The organism is Streptomyces sp. NPDC058877, from assembly GCF_042742855.1.
Classification (GTDB): Bacteria; Actinomycetota; Actinomycetes; order Streptomycetales; family Streptomycetaceae; genus Streptomyces.
In genome coordinates this window covers 18,161-38,327 of record NZ_JBHYMF010000033.1, presented here as the reverse complement: position 1 = coordinate 38,327, position 20,167 = coordinate 18,161, and the positions used below count along the sequence as shown (strand labels likewise).

Annotated in this window: 19 protein-coding genes; 11 read left to right on the top strand and 8 right to left on the bottom strand. The window is 64.9% G+C overall.

Annotation, left to right across the window (positions count from 1 at the left end; genetic code table 11):
- Positions 1-209: 209 nt before the first annotated feature.
- The 10 genes from ACFW2Y_RS10950 to ACFW2Y_RS10905 all read left to right on the top strand — a co-directional run bounded on the left by ACFW2Y_RS10950 (position 210) and on the right by ACFW2Y_RS10905 (position 8,729).
- Complete coding sequence (locus ACFW2Y_RS10950; protein WP_384876427.1) at positions 210-1,802, top strand: restriction endonuclease fold toxin-2 domain-containing protein; 1,593 nt, start codon at positions 210-212, stop codon at positions 1,800-1,802.
- A 14-nt stretch (positions 1,803-1,816) separates the two neighbouring features.
- Positions 1,817-2,269 carry a hypothetical protein gene (locus ACFW2Y_RS10945; protein WP_384876425.1) on the top strand — a complete coding sequence of 151 codons (453 nt, stop codon included), beginning with the start codon at positions 1,817-1,819 and terminating at the stop codon, positions 2,267-2,269.
- Between the two features lie 89 nt (positions 2,270-2,358).
- On the top strand, positions 2,359-3,951 hold the full coding sequence (locus ACFW2Y_RS10940; protein ID WP_384876423.1) for a hypothetical protein: 1,593 nt from the start codon (positions 2,359-2,361) through the stop codon (positions 3,949-3,951).
- An 87-nt stretch (positions 3,952-4,038) separates the two neighbouring features.
- Positions 4,039-4,698, top strand: a complete 660-nt coding sequence (locus tag ACFW2Y_RS10935; RefSeq protein WP_384876421.1) for a hypothetical protein — start codon at positions 4,039-4,041, stop codon at positions 4,696-4,698.
- A gap of 69 nt (positions 4,699-4,767) precedes the next feature.
- A complete protein-coding gene (locus ACFW2Y_RS10930; RefSeq protein WP_384876419.1) occupies positions 4,768-5,862 on the top strand; it encodes a helix-turn-helix domain-containing protein in 1,095 nt (364 codons plus the stop codon).
- A gap of 84 nt (positions 5,863-5,946) precedes the next feature.
- The gene (locus ACFW2Y_RS10925; protein WP_384876417.1) at positions 5,947-6,645 is read left to right on the top strand and encodes a hypothetical protein; all 699 of its coding nucleotides are present in this window, start codon (positions 5,947-5,949) and stop codon (positions 6,643-6,645) included.
- A 110-nt stretch (positions 6,646-6,755) separates the two neighbouring features.
- Positions 6,756-7,166: a head decoration protein gene (locus tag ACFW2Y_RS10920; protein ID WP_384876415.1), complete on the top strand. Its 411-nt coding sequence runs from the start codon at positions 6,756-6,758 to the stop codon at positions 7,164-7,166.
- Positions 7,167-7,195: 29 nt separating this feature from the next.
- A complete protein-coding gene (locus tag ACFW2Y_RS10915; RefSeq protein ID WP_384876413.1) occupies positions 7,196-8,242 on the top strand; it encodes a major capsid protein in 1,047 nt (348 codons plus the stop codon).
- Complete coding sequence (locus tag ACFW2Y_RS10910) at positions 8,242-8,427, top strand: hypothetical protein (protein ID WP_384876411.1); 186 nt, start codon at positions 8,242-8,244, stop codon at positions 8,425-8,427. The genes ACFW2Y_RS10915 and ACFW2Y_RS10910 overlap by 1 nt, the downstream gene beginning before the upstream one ends.
- Complete coding sequence (locus tag ACFW2Y_RS10905) at positions 8,424-8,729, top strand: hypothetical protein (protein ID WP_384876409.1); 306 nt, start codon at positions 8,424-8,426, stop codon at positions 8,727-8,729. Before ACFW2Y_RS10910 ends, ACFW2Y_RS10905 begins: the two co-directional genes overlap by 4 nt.
- Before the next feature lie 3 nt (positions 8,730-8,732).
- On the opposite strand, the gene ACFW2Y_RS10900 is transcribed toward ACFW2Y_RS10905, so the two are convergent.
- From ACFW2Y_RS10900 to ACFW2Y_RS10875, 6 genes are all read right to left on the bottom strand, one after another.
- Positions 8,733-8,891, bottom strand: a complete 159-nt coding sequence (locus ACFW2Y_RS10900) for a hypothetical protein (protein WP_384876407.1) — start codon at positions 8,889-8,891, stop codon at positions 8,733-8,735.
- A 49-nt stretch (positions 8,892-8,940) separates the two neighbouring features.
- A complete protein-coding gene (locus tag ACFW2Y_RS10895) occupies positions 8,941-10,815 on the bottom strand; it encodes a DNA cytosine methyltransferase (RefSeq protein ID WP_384876405.1) in 1,875 nt (624 codons plus the stop codon).
- Between the two features lie 242 nt (positions 10,816-11,057).
- Complete coding sequence (locus ACFW2Y_RS10890) at positions 11,058-12,836, bottom strand: AIPR family protein (RefSeq protein WP_384876403.1); 1,779 nt, start codon at positions 12,834-12,836, stop codon at positions 11,058-11,060.
- Positions 12,837-12,839: 3 nt separating this feature from the next.
- Positions 12,840-13,829 carry a PD-(D/E)XK motif protein gene (locus tag ACFW2Y_RS10885; protein WP_384876401.1) on the bottom strand — a complete coding sequence of 330 codons (990 nt, stop codon included), beginning with the start codon at positions 13,827-13,829 and terminating at the stop codon, positions 12,840-12,842.
- The gene (locus ACFW2Y_RS10880) at positions 13,829-16,642 is read right to left on the bottom strand and encodes a Z1 domain-containing protein (protein ID WP_384876399.1); all 2,814 of its coding nucleotides are present in this window, start codon (positions 16,640-16,642) and stop codon (positions 13,829-13,831) included. Before ACFW2Y_RS10880 ends, ACFW2Y_RS10885 begins: the two co-directional genes overlap by 1 nt.
- A gap of 3 nt (positions 16,643-16,645) precedes the next feature.
- Positions 16,646-18,121, bottom strand: a complete 1,476-nt coding sequence (locus ACFW2Y_RS10875; protein ID WP_384876397.1) for an ATP-binding protein — start codon at positions 18,119-18,121, stop codon at positions 16,646-16,648.
- Between the two features lie 370 nt (positions 18,122-18,491).
- On the opposite strand from ACFW2Y_RS10875, the gene ACFW2Y_RS10870 reads away from it, so the two are divergent.
- Positions 18,492-19,124 carry a hypothetical protein gene (locus tag ACFW2Y_RS10870; RefSeq protein ID WP_384876395.1) on the top strand — a complete coding sequence of 211 codons (633 nt, stop codon included), beginning with the start codon at positions 18,492-18,494 and terminating at the stop codon, positions 19,122-19,124.
- A 178-nt stretch (positions 19,125-19,302) separates the two neighbouring features.
- Here the strand turns inward: ACFW2Y_RS10870 and ACFW2Y_RS10865 are convergent, their stop codons facing one another.
- Positions 19,303-19,491, bottom strand: coding sequence for a hypothetical protein (locus tag ACFW2Y_RS10865; RefSeq protein ID WP_384876393.1), 189 nt, complete (start codon positions 19,489-19,491; stop codon positions 19,303-19,305).
- Between the two features lie 13 nt (positions 19,492-19,504).
- Positions 19,505-19,897, bottom strand: a complete 393-nt coding sequence (locus ACFW2Y_RS10860) for a very short patch repair endonuclease (protein ID WP_384876391.1) — start codon at positions 19,895-19,897, stop codon at positions 19,505-19,507.
- Positions 19,898-20,167 lie beyond the last annotated feature (270 nt).

Below are 20,167 nucleotides of genomic sequence, written 5' to 3'. Positions count from 1 at the left end.
TACAAGCCCGCCTTGGTCCAGGCCGTTTGCAGAGGTGCTCGCCTGCGGTCGGTTCTCGGCCACGGGCGACGCTGGAGCTGCTATTTGGCGTCTGCCAATGCCACTCCGCCTGCGTTAGGTTGGCTGTTCACGTCTGCAAGGGGGACGCAACGGTGATTGGGCCGGCTCCGGACTTCAAGTTCATCGCGGAGGGAATGATCCGCGGCTCTATGGGGCTGCTTGACACGATGCGAGGAGCCCGTGACACGGCCATCGCGCTGGGCCACGAACTCGCGCGGCAGCACGGGATGGCCGGGGATGACGAGGCGGGGCGGGCGTTCGCCAAGGTGTACGTCTCGGCGGCCTCCACGACGCTCGACAAGATGGGCTTCAGTTCGTACGTCCTCGGTGAGACGAGCAAGGGGCTGATGCGCAACGCCCGTGAATTCATGGCGCAGGAGAGCCGCCAGGTCTCCGCCTTTTTGGGGCGGCAGGTGGACCTCACCGCGGGCATGGGAGACCCTGGCGCCGACTGCACGGAGAACTACCTCGGGCTCGGCAACGATCTCCCCGAGGTGGTGGGCGAGACTGCGTGGTACGACCAGTACGCCCCTGCGGGAGGCAGTGACCGGTTCCGCGGTTCGCCGGAGAAGATCCGGGACGTCGCCGGTTCCTGGCGTCACGCCGGCGTGCTGATGCAGCGCTTCCTGGAGGACGCGCAGGCGTACGCCCTGACCGGGAGCAAGGCCCACTCTGGGGAGGCAGCCGACGCCTTCCAGACGTATGTGAAGCACAGTGTCGGCCTTACCTGCCCACCGGCGAAGGCGCAGGAGGACGAGCCCCTGGTGACCAACCTCGTGGCCGCCTGCATACAGATCGCCAAGGCGTGCGACCGGTACGCCGATCACGTGGAGGCCGCCAAGGGGAAGATCGCCCAGCACAAGATGGACCTCTTCGCGGTCGACCTGCCCTGGGACCAGCCCATGTTCGGGGGCAACGGGTACGACGGCGGACTGCTCGACGCCGTACTCGGCGACCCCTGGATCCACGACCTCGGCTCGGTGGGACATGCGCTGGACGCGTCCGTCGCCCGTATCAAGCTCCCCGCCGCCGATCCGCCGGCCGCGCCCGTCATTCCGGGACTCCCGTTCCTGCCGCCGCTCATACCCGCGCCGGCGCCCGTACCCGTTCCGGTCGTGCTCGCCTCCTACACCGGGCAGGTGCCGACGCTGGCTCCGATGGTCAACCCGGTAGATCCAGGACTGTCCTTCGTCGACCCGATCCCGCCAGTTCCGGGAACGACCCGTTTGCTCACCGCAGCGGAGCAGCAGCGGTTCCGGGCGTGGATGAACGGCCTCCAGCCCGGCGGCTTCGCGGGCGGCGGCGGTCCGGGCGATCCCGACAACGCCTACCAGCTCCGTGTGGCCGGCTACCCCGAGCGGGAGGTGCCGTTGCTCGGAAGCAAGCGCGGACTGATGGTGGACGGAATACGCCCCCTCGACGGACAACTCGTCGAGGCGAAACACGTACGGGACCCGGACTGCAAGAACAAGAGCTTCCGCACGCTCGACCGGGTCGAGGAGACGCTGGCAAAGCCCGTCAAGGTGAACAATCAGGGGAAGATCGCGTGGGACCCGGAAGTCGACTCCATGTACGCGGGTGACGAGCGGGAACTCGTCCGCTACAAGCAGGCCATGGCCAACCCCGCGAACAGCGAGATCAGGGGGCTGGAGATCGTGACGAACGGCAGGGACAACGCCGCCTACTGGCAGTCCATGATGGCGATGACGGGCACGCCCGGCTCGACGCGCTACGTCCCCTGAGAACGAGGAAGAGCATGGCCACCGAACGGAACATCCGCACGAACTTCGCCTTCTATCCCCCTAGGGAGGACGGCGGAGCCTGGCGCGCCACGCTGGAGTCCCTGGAGCGGGCGCTGCGGGAGGCGTTCCCCGAGCCCACGATCGGCCACAGGAGGTCCGGCGTCCACGAGATGACCGTGCTGGACTTCGAGGTCGAGCTGGCGCCCGACGTGTGGGTGGACGGCACCGCGGCCATCACCGAGCCCGACTACGCCTACATCACGCTCACCGACGTGACCGCCGACGAGGCCGCCGTCTTCGCCGTCTGGTTGCGTGACTCCTTCGCCCCCGCGCCGCACCTCGTGCGCTTCGCGAGCAGCCTCGCCATGGCGAACGGAGAGGACACCCCTTCGCCGCTTCCGGCCGAGGGTGGCCGCGAGGACATCAGCGGCCTGCTGCGCCGACACCTCGCCGCCTTCGACTACTGACCGGCGCTCTCCAGGCTGCCGGGCCAAGTCGGTGCCTCGCGAAGCCGTTAGGCTGCGCCGCCCTTCACACAGAGACGGCGGGAGCGCGGATGCGGCGTTGGCGGGAACTCATCATCGACACCTGGGGTGCCCTCGCGTACAAGCCGGCGTTCCGCGCCGTCGTCGAAGGTCGGTCGACACGACTGCCGGGGCCCGCCGGGGCATCCTGGGTGCCGGAGGAGGACCGCCGTCGGCTCGCCGCGTATACGATCCTCGCCGCGTACGACAGCAACCAGGCTGCCGCCTTGCTCGGGGAGGACGGCGACGATCGCCGCGAGTACGGGGACGCCTCGGTGGTCGTCGACCAGACCCTGAGCCATCTGCTGGGGGAGACCCAGCAGATCGTGGTCGAGGGCGCCGACGACGACGTCACTGCCCAAGAGCGTGAAGCCCTACTGCGGGAGTGGGCGGCGGGTGAGCACCTGTGGATGCGGATGCAGCACGCCGAGCGGAACGCCGTGCTGCTCGGCGACACCGTCTACCTGCTCGCGTGGTCCCGGGCCAAAGACCGCCCGGTGCTGAAGACGATCGACCCTGGCTTCTACTTCCCGGTGCTGCCCGATGGTGCCATCGACGCGGCCGAGTATCCGCAGCGCGTCCACCTCGCGTGGGAGGTCCCAGGCGATCCGGCGACGGGACGGAAGGGCACCCTGCGGCGCGTCACGTACGAGCTGGGTCCCATCAGCGAGGAGGGGAGCACCACCCGCACGTACCCATGGGCGAGCCGGCCGAGCGCCCTCACCTGCTACCTCACCGACGCCGAGTGGGACCTGGACCAGGTCGACAAGGCCGGCGACATCGACGCGCTCTCGCTGCGCCGCGCAAGGTTCCGTACCAACGCCGACGGCGAGGTCCTCAACCGGCTCGACCTCCAAGTGGACTTCATCCCGATCGTGCACGTGCCGAACACCATCGGCGCCGAGCACTTCGGCCAGTCGAGCCTGCTCTCCGCCGCCCAGCTCCTCGACGACCTCGCCGCGGCCGACACCGACAGCCAGCGCGCCTCGGCGACGACCGGCTCGCCGATCATCGGTCTCTCCGGGGCCCGCCTGCCCGTCGACCGCAACACCGGCCAGCCGCTCCCGGTCCGGGTGGAGCCCGGGATGGTCTGGCCGCTCGGTGACAGCGGCCAGCTCAGCACGGTCGACATGTCGGCGCAGCTCGCCGAACTCCGTGAGTACGTCGAGACACTGCGCGAGCGGCTGTCCGTGGTCACGCGCCTCCCAGGGAGTGTGCTCGGGACCGTCAGCCCGGCCGAGGTGCCGTCCGGGTACGCGCTGCAGCTCAGCTTCGGCCCCCTGCACGCCATGGTCCGTTCGATGCGGCTCGCGCGGGAGGCGAAGTACCCACTGCTGCTGAAGATGGTGCAGCGTCTCTACCAGCTCGGCGGCGTCCTGCCATCCGGCGAGAACCACCGCGCCACGATCGCCTTCGGTCCCTACCTGCCGACTGACCTATCCGCCGCACTGGAGTTGGTGGCGCGGGGCGTTCAGGCAGGAGTCCTCTCCCTGGAGACCGGCGTACGCATACTCGTTGATGCCGGCCTCCCGATCGAGGATGCGGCGCTTGAGGTAGCACGGCTGCGGGAGTTCCCGACGGCAGTGACCCAAAGGGGCGACAGCGACGGCAACACCCCGGTGTAACACTCCAGATGGTCGCGGTGCTTATAAGAACGGCACCGCAGATGCGGTACGGTTCCTATAACTTGCCTGCCCTACCCCGGAGGTTGCATGGCCGTCCTTCCCCTCGCTGCGCACGATCGCGACGACTATCGAGCGCAGCTTGCCGCCCTCGGCACCAAGCTGGAGTATCTGCACCCGGCCTTGCGGGCCGGCGAGATCGCTCGCCGTACCGCGACGCCGAACCACCCGGCCAACACGGCCGGCACCCGGGCGTACCAGGAGCACGTCCGGATCGTCCGTGAGATGCACATCCAGCACGAGGGCTGGAAGCGGCTTCTGCACGACCATCTCGAACTCGTCTGCAACCCCGACAAGACCCTCGCGATAGGGATCATGGTCGGGGACGCCGCGACGGGCGACCGTCAGCTGCATCCGCGGAACCTGCATCGGCGTGGTGCTGCGACGGAGCGTGCGGCCGAAGGCAATGCCCAGCTGGAGCTGTTCCCCTCCCCGCGGCGGCCCGACGAGATCGTCCTCAGCGCCGAGGAGACGAACCGTCTCCGGATCTGGTTCCTCGTGTCGTATCGGGTCGTCGACGGCGACAAGGTACGCATTCACAGCGAACTGTCGCTTCCCGGCGAGGTCGAGCGCGGCTTCGTGACGAGATGGAAGCGACGCATCCCCCTTCCGGTCTTCGAAATGGACGGAGTCGAACCGTTGTACGAAGATGGGCCCGGCGAGATCGACGTTCCCGTCGAGTTCCGCTGATCGTCCGTCCTGGTGCGGCACCGCTCCGGCAGTGCCGCACCCGCACCACCGATACCGAGGCAGTCCACCATGGTGACCCCATCACGCATCACGCTGGCCAGGAAGCGCCGGGGACTGACCCTCGCGGAACTTTCCAAGCGGTCCGAACTGTCCCTCCAGAGCCTGTCGAACTACGAGACAGGACGTACGTCACCCCGGACGGCGACCGTACGCCGCATGGCCAACGCACTCGACTTCCCCGAGTCGTTCTTCAGCGGGCCGGACCTCGACGAACTCCCAGCGGAGGGGATCTCTTGGCGTGCCCGTACCAAGACGCCGCCTCGGACGCTGGACGCGGCCCGGGCCGCGGGCACTCTGGCCGCCCAGCTCTATGACTGGATCGATGAGCGGTTCCGCCTGCCAGACGCGGACCTACCCTCACTCGGCAAGCCAGACCCCGAGACCGCCGCGGAGATGGTGCGTATCCGCTGGGGACTGGGCAACGCGCCGGCGCCGAACATGGTCCACCTGCTGGAGGCCCACGGTGTCCGGGTCTTCTCCCTGGCGCCGGATTCCGTGGAAGTGGATGCCTTCGCCGTGTGGCGGGGCAACGTGCCCTTCGTCTTCCTGAACACGATGAAGACGGTCGAACGCGGGAGGTTCGACGCCGCTCACGAGCTCGGCCACCTGGTGATGCACGGCAGTGGCGAGCGGGACTGCACCGGGCCGGAAGCCGAACGCCAGGCCAACGACTTCGCCAGTGCCTTCCTCATGCCGGCGGCCAGCGTGCTTGGCCACATGCCCGCGGGAGCCCGCGTCGACCAGATCATCGAAGGCAAGATGATCTGGAAGGTGTCCGCCATGGCACTGACCTACCGGATGCACGACCTGAACCTCCTCACGGACTGGCAGTACCGCTCCGCCTGCGCCGAGCTCAGCGCACGCGGGTACAAGACGGACGAGCCCCAGGGCATGAAGAAGCGCGAGACATCGCAGGTACTCACCAAGGTCTTCCAGGCGCTTCGCTCCAAGGGCGTTCGGCCAGGTGACGTGGCCGAGCAACTGGGCATCACGGTCGACGAGATGAACAAGATGCTGTTCGGGCTGACGATGACCGCGGTGGACGGCGGAGGAGAACCCTCACGAACCGGCAGGTCCAGGGGAGCCCTGACGCTCGTGACCTGACGGCGACCCGTCCGAGGATGCCTGAGAACACATGAGGGGTTAGGCTCCGCCCAACGCGGGGGCGTCTGGGCGAGGAGCCTGCCCATGACCGTACGTACGCGCCCGCTGCCGCTCGTCCCGCTCGGCTACCGCCGCGATGGCCGCCCGATCTACCCGATCCTCGGCGCCTCCTCAGACGACCCGGGTGAATCCACAACCGGTGAGACGGGCGAGACCGGCGGCGCCGCAGTCGTCACGATCCCGCAGGAGGAGCTGTCCCGCCGCTTCGCCCGCGAGAAGGACCAGGGGCGTCGCGCCGGCGTGCGGGATCTGCTCGGGCAGCTCGGCTTCGAGTCGGCGAAGGCCCTGACGGAGTACGTGCAGAACCAGCGCCAGGCCGAGCAGGAACGCCTCTCCGAGACCGAGCGCCGTGAACAGGCGGCCGTGGAGCGAGAACGACTGGCGCAGGAACGCGAGGCCGCAGCCGCTGCTCGCGAGCGGGACGCCGTACGCCGCGCCACCCTGGTCAGCCTCGGCGCCACCGGCACCGAGCTGGAGGACGCGGTCGTTCTCCTCTCCCGCACCGCCGACCCGGATGCCGACGACGCTGCCCTGGTCCAGGCCACCAAGGAACTGAAGGAGCGCCGCCCGGAGCTGTTCGGCCAGCGGTCCCCGCAGACGCCCGCGCCCCCGCCGTCGGGCGGCCCTTCCAACGTCCCCGCCCGCTCCGGCGGCACCCCGCCCCGCCCTGGCCAGCTCGGACTCGACATCGCCCGCCGCCGCGGACACCTCAAGAACTCCTGACTGCTGCGCCATCCGGGGACCGCGCCCCGTCCCAGACGTTCGCGGACGACGGCACCACCCGGTGACCGTACGGACTTGCCGCCGACACGGCCTGCCCGGAGGAACCTGGCGTGGATCTCCAGCCGATCACCTACTCCGAGTCCGCGACCGCGGACCGCCCCTGGCTCGCGTCCAGACACGGACTCGACACCCCGCTCACCATCACGCTCGACACGGCCCTGTTCGCCCAGGGCACCCACTACACCCCGCCGACCCCGGGCCAACCCCGCAACGTCATGAAGGCCGGCATCCCGCTCGGCCGCGTCACCGCCACCGGCCTGTACGGCCCCTGGGACAAGCCCGCGACCGACGGCCGCGCCACCTTCACCGGCGTACTCCTCGCCGACGTCCCCTTCGCCGTCGGCAGCGGCCGCGCCGGCGCGGCGCTCCTCTGGCACGGCGTGATCGCCGCCGCCCGCATCCCCGGCGGCCTCGACCCGGCCACCATCACCACCTCGACCGCGCAGATCCACTTCATCTGACCCGTGCCCCTCCGAGGAGCCCAGCCACCATGCTCGACACCCTGCTGCGCGACATCGACGCCGCCGACATCAACGCCTTCGCCCGCACCATGACCACCCCGGCCGACTTCGAGCTGACCCGTACGGTCATGCCCGAACGGCGCCTCAACTCCGTTAAGTTCCGCATCAAGAGCAGCAAGCGGCGTGTGAACGCGGCGAAGTTCCGCGCGTACGACGCCGAGACCGCCGTCGCTCGCCGCCAGGCCGAGAAGATCATCACCGAGGGCATGCTGCCGCCGCTCGGCCAGAAGCTGATCGTTGGCGAGCTGGAGCAGATCCTCCTCGACACCTCGCGCGGCGCCGACTCCTCCGAGTTCGTCGAGCTGCTCTACGACGACATCGAACGCCACGTCGAATCCATCCACAACCGCATGGAGCTCGCCGCCGGCGGCCTCCTCGTGAGCGGCACCTTCAACCTCAACGGCGAGAACGGCCTCACCCTGGAAGCCGACTTCGGCGTCCCGGCCGCCAACAAGCCCACCGCCGCGAAGCCCTGGTCCGACCCGACGAGCGACCCCATCGCCGACGAGCTGCGCTGGATCGAGTACCTGCGCTCCATTGGCGCCCCGCTGCCTGCCCGCGTGATCACCTCGTACAAGGCCCGCGCCACCCTCGCCGCGAACAACGCCTACCGCGCCGCGTACTACGGCAGCGTCAACGGCTCCACCACCCCCACCGCCGTCCTCGCCCCCAACGAGGTCGAGGTCGTCCGTGCCCGCTACAACCTCCCGCCGATCACCGTCTACGACGTCCAGGTCTCCGTCGACGACACCTACCAGCGCGTCATCCCCGAGGACCGCTGGATCCTGCTTCCGCCGAACCCCGAGTCGTGGGCGGAGACGCAGTACGGCGTCACCGCGGAGTCCCTGGTCCTCTCCTCCAGCACCAACCCGGCCATCACCCGCGAGGACGCTCCGGGCATCGTCATCACCGCCGGCCATCAGGACGACCCGGTCCAGGTCTGGACGAAGGGCTCCGCCGTCGCCATGCCGGTCCTCTACGTCCCCGACATCCACATCACCGCGAAGGTCCTGTGATGCCCGCCGCCCGCACGCTCACCACCGCGGTCTTCGTCACCGACCCGAAGACCCACGAGACCCTGCTCCTCCGCCCCGGCACCGAGGTCAGCGACCCGGCCATCGCCGACCAGATCACTCACCCCGACGCCTGGGCCCCAGAGCCACCGCCCCAGCCTCGCCGTATGAAGGCCGAGGCATCGTGACCCTGACCGACGCCGAGTACGCCTACCTCCGCTCCGAACTCGGCGAAGCCGCCCGCGCCGACCTCGATGCCCGCTACCAGCGCCTCGGCTCTCCTCAGGCCGTCGCTGTGGAGGTCCTGCGCGAGCGCAGGGCGGCGCTCGTCTCCGACCCCCTGGCTGTCACGGTCCAGGGGGTCGCCACGGTCAACAACGCGGAGAACGTTCGGGCCCTCGAGCGGCAGATCGCGGCGCTGGGGAACAGCACGTCGGACGAGAGCACGTATGCCGCCCCTGTGCCTCTGCTCCGGCGGCGCGTCCGCTGAGGGCTACGCGGCCTGTGCGCCGGGGCGCTTGAAGACCTGGCGGCCGTGCCAGAGGACGAACTGCGGGCCGCTGGCCGGGCAGCCGGAGTGGGGCGTCGCGACCGGCAGGTCGTGGAGGGCGTCTACAACAACGCCATTGTCTCCCTGGCCGTACAGCCTCATCTGCCGACGACGCCTCAACAAGCCCAATTCATCATCGTGTTATGAGTTACTAGCACAGTCGCTCGCCATCTTGGCGATCCTCAGCCGAGCGGCACCATTGTTGGAGGGGGCAACTGGCGCAGTATGGTTCGCTGGGCAGACAGTTCGTGTAAGCCAACTGCCTCAGTGCCGCCATGCGGACGGGTGCATCTGAGCCGCCGCCGATGAGCCGCGCCATTTCGATACGTCCGTCAGTGAGCCTGTTGGTGCGGTCCGAGTTACTTGCGAACACTCTCGAGGCCACCCGCAATGGTCCTTGCTGGGCAAGCATGACGTCATCACCCAGGAGGAGTCGGAAGGTGGCGGCCTCTGCAGGCTTGAATTTCAGCCGCTTGGCGAGTACCTCGGTGTCCTGCCAGACGTTGCGCTTCGAGGTGAGTTCCTCGATGCGCTGTAGGCGCTCTCGCAACCGAGGGTCGTCGATGGCTTCGTAGAGCTTCTGGAGCTCCTTCGAAACCAGCTTCGGTCGGCCCTTGAGCTGCTGAATCGCCCACTCGAGATTGCGGGCCCCTATGCGCTCTGGACCAATGAGTGCCACCACGGCTGCGACTGCTTGCTGCACATGCTGGCCGGGGTAAAGGAACCAAGATCTTCCCTCGCTCTGCCGATGTCCCCATGCCGCGAGCGTTCGGTGCAGCTCCAGCCACGCATTCTCTTCCGGTGCGGGCCCTTCAACTGGCTTCAACGCGATGGCGGCAGCTTCGCCCAGCCGCGGCGGCACAGCATTACCGATTTGCCGGAAGGCGTCACTGCGAGTGCCAGAGAATCGGAAGTGGTCGGGGAAGGTCTGGATGCGTGCGGCTTCACGGACGGTGAGAGTCCGATGCTGCGAGGGGTGAATGTACCAATAGCCATCCTTCGCGATATGTGCAGTGATGGAACGGCTGAAGTCATCCCAGTTGAGCCGCTTGTACTTATCGTCGAAGGTGTCTGCCTTGTAGCGCCGGAGGTGCTCGGGGATGTCGGAGTAGAGGGTCTTATGAGTCATGCGCTTAAAGACTTCAAGATCGTCCGCGCGTACCGGCCGAGTCATGTGATCGTGAATCACGTTGGGCTCTTGGACTTCCTTCCGCATGAGCAGGAGGAAGGAAGAAGGTTCACTCGCCGGCGTATACGCAAGCACCCGATCACCGACCGGATCATCCTCGGGAAGTTCAGGCAGATCGCCGATCGCTTCCCTAAGATGCACGGGATCAACAGGAGTTGGCCAAGTGAATTCGTCGCTGTCGCGTCGAGCCAATACGATCAAGCGCTTTCGATGCTGAGGAACACCATATTGCCAGGCATCGACCAGCCGCACCTCAGTGAAGTAGTCGGCTTCCTCAAGAGAGTCAACGATCGCGCGCACGACCTGAAAGTCATCGCCGAGAGCCATGTCAGGGACGTTCTCCATGAGCACGGCCCGGGGCTGAACTTCCAGGACGATTTCGAGGTATGCCCGCCACAGCTCCTTGCGTAGATCATTGCCGTCACGCACTCCCGCGTCGACCAGGCTCTTGATCTTGCTGCGCCCAGCCCGGCTGAAGGGCTGGCACGGGGGACCGCCGGCGATCAGGTCGATATCTGCCTGCCGCAACAAGCTGATGAGGTTCGCTCGCTGGTCGGCGTCACCCAGGTCCGTTCCTAGAGCCAGCCCAGGGAAGTTTGCACGGTGAGTCTCGAGCGCTCGTTGATCGGAGTCGACGGAGGCAGCCACAGTCCACCCAGCATGCTCCAACCCGAGACTCAAGCCGCCTGCGCCGGAGAAGAGATCGACAGCCAGACGCGCGCCGGAGTCGACCCTCGCCGCGCACCACGTGGCGAAGGTCTCCTCGGTGCAAGCCTCGGGATGCTCGCTGAGCGGGAGTACGTCGCTGCGATGCAGCTTCACCCCGTAGAACGACACCCAAGCCTCCTTGACTAATGCTCCATCAACGACCACCAGGACAACACAGTAGGCCGTCCTAGACAAGTGCTTCATGCAGGTGGCACACCAGAATGATGGCGCAGCCGAAAGCCAGGTTTGCTCGTGTTGGTCGAAGCCGGCCGCCGCGAGCGGGCACTGGGGCCACGTAGCCCAGACGCCGTCGGCGCACTGGGTGACGGGGTCTGGCGGGAAGAGGCGCCTAGGTCCTCACGCGGCTGGTCTCAGGTGCTCACGAACTCCCTCGCCTGCTCAGGAACCCGGGGCCGGAGGCCAGTCCACTCGACGTCCAGCACGCTCTTCCAGCAGTCCTCCTTTTTACACCACTCGGTGACGTTTCCTGACCCCGGGGCGGCGAGAAGCACCTCGCGGACAGGGCGACTCAGCTCGTGCACCGCGTGCCGGATGTGGTCTGGAAGCCCCTGCTCCCGCCACACTGCGGTGAGAACTTCCTGCAAGTCGACCTCAGCGGCCAGCCTCGCCAATGTATAGGTTGTGACATTGGCGAGGTAGCCGGCGCCAGGATTCAATTTCCTGATCTCCGCCCTGCCGTACTCGAAGAGTACCCTCTTTGCAACAAGGTCTTGAAAATATTCTTCGTCAGGCAGTGCAGAGGAAGCGGTCAAGACGTTAATTGTCCACCAGTGGAAGCATTTCTGCGCACCCAGACTCACCATGTGGGGAAGCTTCCGGAACGTCATGTCATATTTTGCGGCATCCGTCTTGGTGAAGCGCTGGCTACGCGGGAACTCGAGATCAAAGGCTTTCTGCTTAGCCGATGTGTGGCGTCGGGCTCGGTCTACGCTGTACTGCCCGCGCACGCGCTCGTAGTACCACCGGTTTTGGCGCGTGGAGCCCGCTGCGGCGGGCGACCAAATGCTCCGCGACAGGCGCTCGAGTTCGACGTGAAATGGACTGTTGGCTTCAAAGTCGGCTTCGTTGATCGTATTCTGCGAATTCGCATATCTGGAGATCTTTGGAACCAGCTGATCGAGAACCTCGGGCTGGACGACCGTGATCTTCGCAGGGACCTGGACATTACTGAGGTCTGCGTTGTCCCGTTTGGTGGCGTGATGGAGTGATGCGGTGGTCTGCCCGCCGTTGACGATTTGCAGATCGCTGAGTTCAAGGAGGTAGGTCGCTGTTCCTCGTTGCTCGAGAACGACTCCAGTCGCAGTGGCTGAGATCCCGTTGTTGTAAGCGAGAAACCGGTCGGGGCTCGTCTGGATTGTCTCGTTGATCCCCTTGTTGACCTTACCGCGAGCTTGCAGGAAAGCCCGTACATTGCGCTGCAGCAGCTTAGGTCCGTGCAGCTCATAGATGTCCGCGAGTAGCTGGCCTGGTATGAGGGTGAGCAGACACTGGTAGTCCCCGCCCGAGCTGGGGGCGGGCAGGCATGGGAGCGGATTGCCGAGTTCTTCGAAGTTGACGGAAATCGGTTCCTCGTGCCTCCCTGACGTCGCCAGCCTTCTGAGGCGCTCAATATCCCACAGGTTGTGGATGACCGAAACATTTCCGATCTCCGCCGAGGGGAGATCCTGGAGGGTGCTGCGGCCATCGGTCAGCAGGAAGATTCGAATTTTGTCGATGTCGCGCCATCTGGAATGAATATCCTGCACCATGTCAAATTGGGCGCTGGATTCCTCCATGCTGAGGTGGTGCCCGTCACGGCAGGCGGTTGCGAACAGTGTTGCCCAGTTGAATCGGCGTCGCACCTGATCGCGTGAGATGGTTTGTCCGTGATTTCCGTAGTCGGCAGTGATGAGGTCCAGAACGCGCCCATCGTCGCTGACCGAGTAGCCCGCTATTTCCATGCGGCTGCGCCCGGAAGGACTGACGTAGTAGCAGACATGGAGATCTTCCAGGGTGCCGTCGTCTACAAGGTAGTCGCCAGCGACCTGGACAAACGCGTCGCGTTTCAACCACCCTGGTTCCTGTCCCAAGCGGTCCTCAATGGCTTGCTCGAGCGTGATGGCGAACTCTTGCACTGCCTCGTCGTGCACGCGCTACTCCTCTGACTTGCCGGCCCGCGCGACCGACGAACGCACCGATCCTTCGTCCGCTCGATAGGCACCGCATCTAGACAGATCGACGAGATATGTTACACCAGACAGCTCTGAGGGAACGTCTGAGGCGGTAATACGAGGAAATCCCTCCCCCACGTAAAAACATTGCCTGCGGCTCAGTGTGTATCGCTCATTTGCGTATTGATCTCGATGGGCATCGAGCCACCCGGCTTCAAGAAGGCAGTTCTCGAACCATGAGAGTTCAGGCTGAACCCGAGGGTCGCTGCGGAGTTCATCCACAACATCAGCTAGTGAGGCTCCATTGTGTGAGGTAGTAACCACTTGGTGTACGAGGTACAGATCTGTCTCTGTATCGGTATCCAGCTGATGCTCGCTACTGATGCGACACCGGTTGGAATCCCTTCGTGAGACAGTCTTCACCTCGAGTGCAGTCGAGAAGTGGATGAAGTCCTTGGGTGCGCCTGAAGGGCCAACCCATGCAGTGATGCCAGCCGGACCGATGGCGGGTAGCAGCACTTCCCGGAGGGCCACGAGCTCGCCGAAGAGTCCGACGCGTGCCTCTGGGGTGAGGCCAGTCGGGAGGCCCCGGTCCAGCATCTTCCGCCAGGCGTTGAGTCGACGCACCAGCGCGGCAGTGGGTGTGGTGGTCGGAACGCGGAGTTGCTGTACGAGATCGGAAAGCAGCGTACAGAACAGAAAGCGGTCTGTTTCGGGGCCGGCGACGACTTCTACAGAGCCGCCTCTGGTGCGACAAACGAGTCCCGAGGCAAGCACGAGGTCACGGTCTTGGAGGTCTTCTGCACCGTTGACGAGCAACGCCCACTCCCGGGTCGGGAATCGGACTTCAGTGAAGACATCCAGAGAGGATGTGGGCAAGAGTCGTCGGCGAATCGCTCCGGGGGTTTTGCTGCCCTCGGCTTCAACGGCGTGGAAGCTCTTTTCGAGTTGCTCCGGAGTGCTCGCAGTCATCAGTCTTCCCCCTCGGAATATTCATCAACGGCTTTCCTTAGTCCATCGAGGAATACCTGGTTGACTCGATACTTAACCTTTTCCGCCCGGTCAGAATGAGGGAAGACGACAGCGAAACCTACGACGGGGATGGCAGGGTCAGGGACTTCGATGTCGGAGGCAACCGGATCAATGGGGTAAACGAGCAGTAGACCTTCACCCGGATCACGCAGGCGTCGCAGCGTATCACCGCTTGCGCGCTTGGGTTCTCGTGCCTTTCCGCTATTGCGGAAGTCTGCAACGGTCATGTTGAATGCTCGAGTAACTGTACCCGGACTGAGCCCCAGAGCCTCGTGGGCCGGACTCACCAGAACGCCCAACTCGCATTCCCCATCGAGAACCCTGGAATGTGTGATCGTCTTTCGCTTGACCAGTGGTACGTCAAGCTCTCCCACTTTCAGCCGATTTGACGAGGCGCCGCCAGTGATGGCGACAGTCCACCGAAGGAGCTCACCCTTGGCCACCTGGTTCTTGATGTATGGGATCAGATTCTCCGGATTGGCTGTGAGTACGCGGGGCGACACAGTGAACCCGTCAAGGAAGTCTAGAACGGTCTGGGGCGGAACCTGGTGGCGGAAGAAGCCCCTTCCTGCACCGTTCAGATTTTCCTCAGGTACGGGGGGTAGGGGAAGGATCTGTTCTACGAGCCGCTCGAGACGTCCGAAGTTCTCGGCCTGCGCTCGCTTGTCCGTGCGCATAACAAGGGTCTCTGCCCTTGTTGCCGAGAGACTCACAGTCATCACCTGAGACGAGCGCATCTTGGTCGCAGCTGTAACCTGCAGGTTCCCCTTGCCGTCCAGCACCCGGAGGCCGACGTGCTTTGGGGTTTGCTGAGCTCGCGAGACAGCCGCGGTGAGGTCCATCAGTTCGCGATTGGCTCGGGTGATGTGGACGTAGTAGTTGACGAGTTCCTTGGTGGTGTACAGGCGGGTCATGTCCAAGTAACCCGGGCGGTATCCGAACCACCGCCCCATCTGCAGGAGCGTGTCGTAGGTCTTTGATGCTCGGAGGTAGTAGGAGACTGTCAGCCCTTCGAGAGTGAGGCCGCGAGACAGCTTGTCACCGCCGACCGCCACGACGGTCACCGGAGTGGACGACTGGTATTCGAGTACGTCGGCCGCGGTTCCATTGATGCGCTTCACATTGCCTGCCGCCTCCTCCATGACGTGAGGGATGAACTGTTCGACGTTCTCCCAGGAGACCGGTGGGCCGGCCAGGGCGCTTACATCATCACGCCCGATGATCTCCTCATGGGTGGGGGAGAAGTCCGTTTCCCAAAGGGTGCGAAGCCGTGCATGCAGTTCGCGTCCGGGTCTGCCATAGTCCCCCCAGTCATCCGACATCCCTTGCAGGTGGTCCTCGATCTGGCGGGCGATCTCGCCTTGGACGTCCGTCCAGCGCGTGACGTGCACGAGCATGGTGTTGTGACCGCCAGCGACGTCGTAGTCTCTCGCGCGAACTTTCCGCACTGCTGTGGAAATCAAGAATGCATCGAGTGCTTCCACGAGCGACGATGGAAGTTCTCTGCCCGGGCGTTGCCCCTTCTTATGCCCGTCTGGAAGCCAGTCCTCGTGGTCGTCTACATTTCGGATTATGGGCAGAGGCTCGCGAATTTCTGCAGCGGAGGGGTCTTCTAGGCCGAACACTACTTCGGGGCCGCAGTAATTGGAGGGAGGCTCCAGAGCCACGAGGAAGCTCTTGGGGAAGAGGTCTTCTCCATGTTCGGGATGGTCTGTCGCATCCGGGATGAAGATGTTTGCGAACGGCGTGGCGGTATAAGCCACATATGCCCGCTTTTCGAACAGTTCCAGCAATCCGCGGATTGCCTTATTGATTGCCGTGGGGTCGTGGTCGGGGTCGCTTTGATCGCTCCCCTTGCTCGGGCGCTTGGTGTCCACAGAGGCGTAGTCGGCCTCATCGTCAATCAGGAGGAGGGGAAGGTTGCGGATGACGCGAGGTTCGCCGCTATCCCCTGTGGCGAAGTTGCCCAGCCAGTCCTTCAGGTTTTCCAGGATGCGGGCGTTCTTCTTGGCGACCACGAGAACAGCGACTTCGTTGATGTTCACCGGCGTGCCTTGGAACTGAGCGGTGGTGAAGTCACTGACCTGGGTGGTGACCGGCTGACAGATGGTCGGCTTCTTCATGCCCAGAGTGCCTACTCCGATGATGACGGAGCTGTCGGCATCCGGGTTCCTGCTGAGCTTGCTGTTGAACCCCAGAAATTCCTTATCGAGTCGAGCTTGGGTCTGGTGTCGCAGGCTCTCATGTTGACTCGTCAGGACGACGACCACCTGGTAGCCGGCATCCACGGCCTTGCAGATCAAGCCTGTGTAGCTAGCCGTCTTACCGGACTGAACCTGTCCGTAGACCATTCCGTATGTCTTCCAATCCCCGACGCGCCCTGGATTTTCAAGGAGTGCGAGGATCTGGTCTGTTGTTTCGTCGAGCGCTTCCACCGTGCTCGGCTTCCAGTCCTTGCCGAGCCACTCTGCGTAACGCTTCCAGTAGGCGAAGTCAATCTCCTTGCGCCTGTCGTCCAGCCATGGGAGGTGGTCGCCGGGGTCGCTCACCACGACAGCCTGTGGAACCCAGACATCGAAGTCGGCTTCCAGAAGCCGAGCGACTTCCTCTACAGAGACGGGCCCTGCCGCGGAGAGCATGTCAGCTGCTTCTTGGGCCAACTCGTTGAAGCGTCCATGGGTGCGCTCGTGCTTCTCCAGCCCCAAGACCTTCTGCTTTGCGAGCATCAGCGCGGCGTTCGTGAGATCGGTCACGGGTCACGTCTCCTCGGGGGAATCAGATTCGATGATCTCTCTGACGAGGCCAGGGTGTCGGCAGAAGGGCTCTGCCTTCACCAGCGCCTCGGCCAGGATTGTTCTCTGTGCGGGGTCTCGGGGGAGCCCTGAAAGCAGTGCGCGCAGTGTCGCCAGGACCTCTTCCGGGTCTGTCGTCTCCGGTTGGGGGCGACCCTCCTCGGGGTGGCTTGCTATCTCCTGGGCGATCAGCTCACGTGGCAGTGTGGTCTCAACCAGGCGGAGGACCCCTTCGAGCGCCTTGCCGTCGGCGCCAGCCAGCGCATCGGCCACGAGTGGGTGATCCCTGTTGATGCAGTACTCGGCCTGCCCCAAGCGGCGGACTTGCTGCCACACGGGTTCGACCTGGGCGAGCTTTCCGCGGTTCCGTGCGGGAGCGCCGCGGTGGGTGAAGACCTTCTCTGATCTTGCTCGAGCATCTTCTGCGAGCTCGACCAGTCTCTGTTCCAGGGAAGCGGGAGGTCGCAGGGAGGACTTCCTGACGTCGACTGCCCAGGCGAGGTCGACGCCGGGCGGGATTTCCAGCGAGATCCGGGCGAGCCGGGTGGGAGCAGAGTTGTGCATGCCGCCCAACCCCAGCCAGCTGCCGGCCACGACGAGGCGTTCACCTCGGTACACATAGAAGCCCTGGCGGGCGATCATGCCTCCGGGGCCAGAGGCTGATGCTGCTTCCTGCCTGGTCAGCCTGGAAGGGTGAGGGAGGATGACGGGATTGACTCTGATCCGGTGCCCTTCATACTCGAGCTCCTCTACTCCGCGGTCTTGTGTCGCAGGATGGCGCCTGAGATAGGGGTCCATCGGCTCGATCGCATGTCGGCCAATGGACAGGTTGAGACGTCCTTTTGCCAAGAAGCGATGGAACAGTAGGGAGAGTTCGCGTCCTGATTCGCTGATTCTCCGAGACAGCGACCGTCCCTCGCCGAGCTTGTCCGTATTCCGCCAGATGATCACCGTGCCTCGTCCGGTGAATCCGACCTGATCGGCGATGCGGAGGGTCTCGGCGTCTGGCTCGGTCAGTACGAGCCATTCCTTTTGCCTGGCAATGTGGTCGATGTCCCAGGTTCTCGCTGCGAGTTGGCCAGCCGTATCTCTGGAGAGGACCGTCAGGCTTCGGGCCTGGGACAGCGATGCAGTCTTCAAGCCCAGGCCAAACCGCCCCAAGTCCCCCTTCGCCCGACGGTGGTTTGGGTTCCGCGCAAAGCGCATGGCTGCATGCAGCTCGGACTCACTCATGCCCCGACCGTCGTCCACGATGGCCACCCAAGCCTGGCCCGGGTCGGAGCAGTATGCGACGCGGACGTTCTTGGCCTCTGCGGCGATGCTGTTGTCCACGAGATCGGCCAGCGCCGTCGGCAGGTCGTACCCAAAGGCGCGTAGAGACTCAATGAGGTCTTCGGCGTATGGGTCGAGCCGCTCCTGGGCGAGCACACCTGCCTGCATGTGGTGCTCCGACCTCCTCTCATCCAGCTACTTGGTTGAGAGGTTAGAGGAACGAACTGACATGGGGGTCCCGTCTGCCTGTCTGGGACTCAGCCTTGTGGGCTTCGGCTCCCCCCTGTATCGCCCCCCAACTGCCGCCCCAGACCTGCGAGACGGTGCGTAGTGGAGCCGTTGCGCGCCTGTGCCGGCGGCGAGGCCGCGATCTTCGATCGCCTGTTCGACTGGATGCATTGGCTGGATCTGGTTGTCGGGCGCCCCGGATCGCGTGCAGCGGCATGCGACTCCGCAGGAGTGGTCGAACTGGCCGGAGGGCTCGGTGGGTTGTTGGATTCAGCGGGCGGATGTCAGGTCGGCTCGTCAGAATGGAGGCATGATTCCTGAGTTCGATGTGGAAATCTCTGTCGACTACAACCTGGAAGCGCTTCGCACGGGTTTGAGTGCAGAGGACGTGGCCAGGGGTTTCACCGAGCACCACGAATACGAATGCCTGGGTCTCCCGAGCTGGGAGGAGGCTGAAGAGTGCCTGCGGGAGGAGGCCGCCTTCTTGCAGCGGGCGGATAAGTCGGATGCGCCCGATGGGGTGGCGACGATCATCCGCGAGCTGCAGGAAGTTGACGACATCGGCTATGCCGAACTGATGGCGTACACGTTCTACTGGAACGATATCGGGGTAGCGGGGCTCAGCCTGGCGCTCAGTGCCGCCCGGGTTGCCACGTTCTACTCCTGTTCGAGTGGGCTCGGCCACCGCCACCACGCCAGGTACCCAATGGTCGGTGCGGTGCCCGACCTTGAGCGCGCCAGAGTGCTTGCCCGGCTGATCACGCAAAGCGGCTGTGGCGTCGGTCAGCACGGCGGGCGGTGGTACATCTACGGGCGGTCCGTCACCACGATGCACGGGCTCGGCATGGCGATCTTGGACGCGCGTGACGCCTTCGAGGTGATGCCTCAACCATCGTGGACCGAAGGGCTCGCCGAGTTGCTTGAGGAGCTCGGTGATGAGTAGGGCGCCGCTAGGGTTTGGAAGCGCTCTAGGTTCCTCTCCCGGCGAGCGTGGCTTCGGCAAGCGCCATGGGGGGAATGATCAAGGCGCGGCAGGTCAAGGTTGAGGCCCTGAGTGCGCCAACTTCCCTGCCAGCGGGTCGGCGTACGGCCCGCGACTCGCCATCCCACTTCGGGCGCTGCTATAGGTGGCCCCGCTCCAGCAGCTCTCGCATGGCGTCCTCGGCCCGCCTGAGGACGATCCTCCCGTCACCATCGCTGAAGGCGAGGACATCACTCCCGGGTGACATCCCTGCCTCGGCGAGTAGACCGAGAGGAAGCTCGACACGACCAGAATCGTCGATGGTGATCTCGGCGGGTTCGCGAATCATGGGTCCAAGTCTCTCACTCGCCCTCCACCTCTTGGAGGCGACGCCTGTAGAGGTCCCGCACGCGGGAAGCCGCCGCGATCGGGTCTTCGTGTTCCCAGACGCGCAGGACTGCCCAGCCCGCCGCTTCCAGCAACCGGTCCGTCTCGCGATCGCGCTCGCGGTTCTTCTCGACCTTGGAAGCCCAGTAGTCGGCGTTCGTCTTGGCGGCGGTGTGGTGTGCGGGACAGCCGTGCCAGAAGCAGCCATCTAGGAATACAACCAAATGTGCCCGGGTAAACACGAGGTCGCCTGTGCGTCTGACAGCGGGCAGCGGTCGGAACGAGACCCTGTACCTCAGCCCCAAGGCGTGTACAGCCCGCCGCAGGGCCAATTCGGGCTTGGTGTCGCGGCCCTTGTTGGATTGCATCGTGCGCCGTATGCCGGGCGAGGAAGCCCACGACACCGCTGATGTTCTGCCGGTGGAGTTTCCGTTCATGTAGGTCCTCGCATAGCAGTATGCCACCGCACCGCACCATTTCGCCCGACGTGTTCTCGCAGGGCTCGAACTGGACGTGCGATGGCGCGTCGGGGCCTTGACCGAGACCGCGTCCGCTGGTGCTCTTGGGCAGTTGGGTGTCGACCTTGGGGGGTTTCGTGACGGGGGCTGATCTTGGGGCTCTGTGTCGTGTGAGCGGCT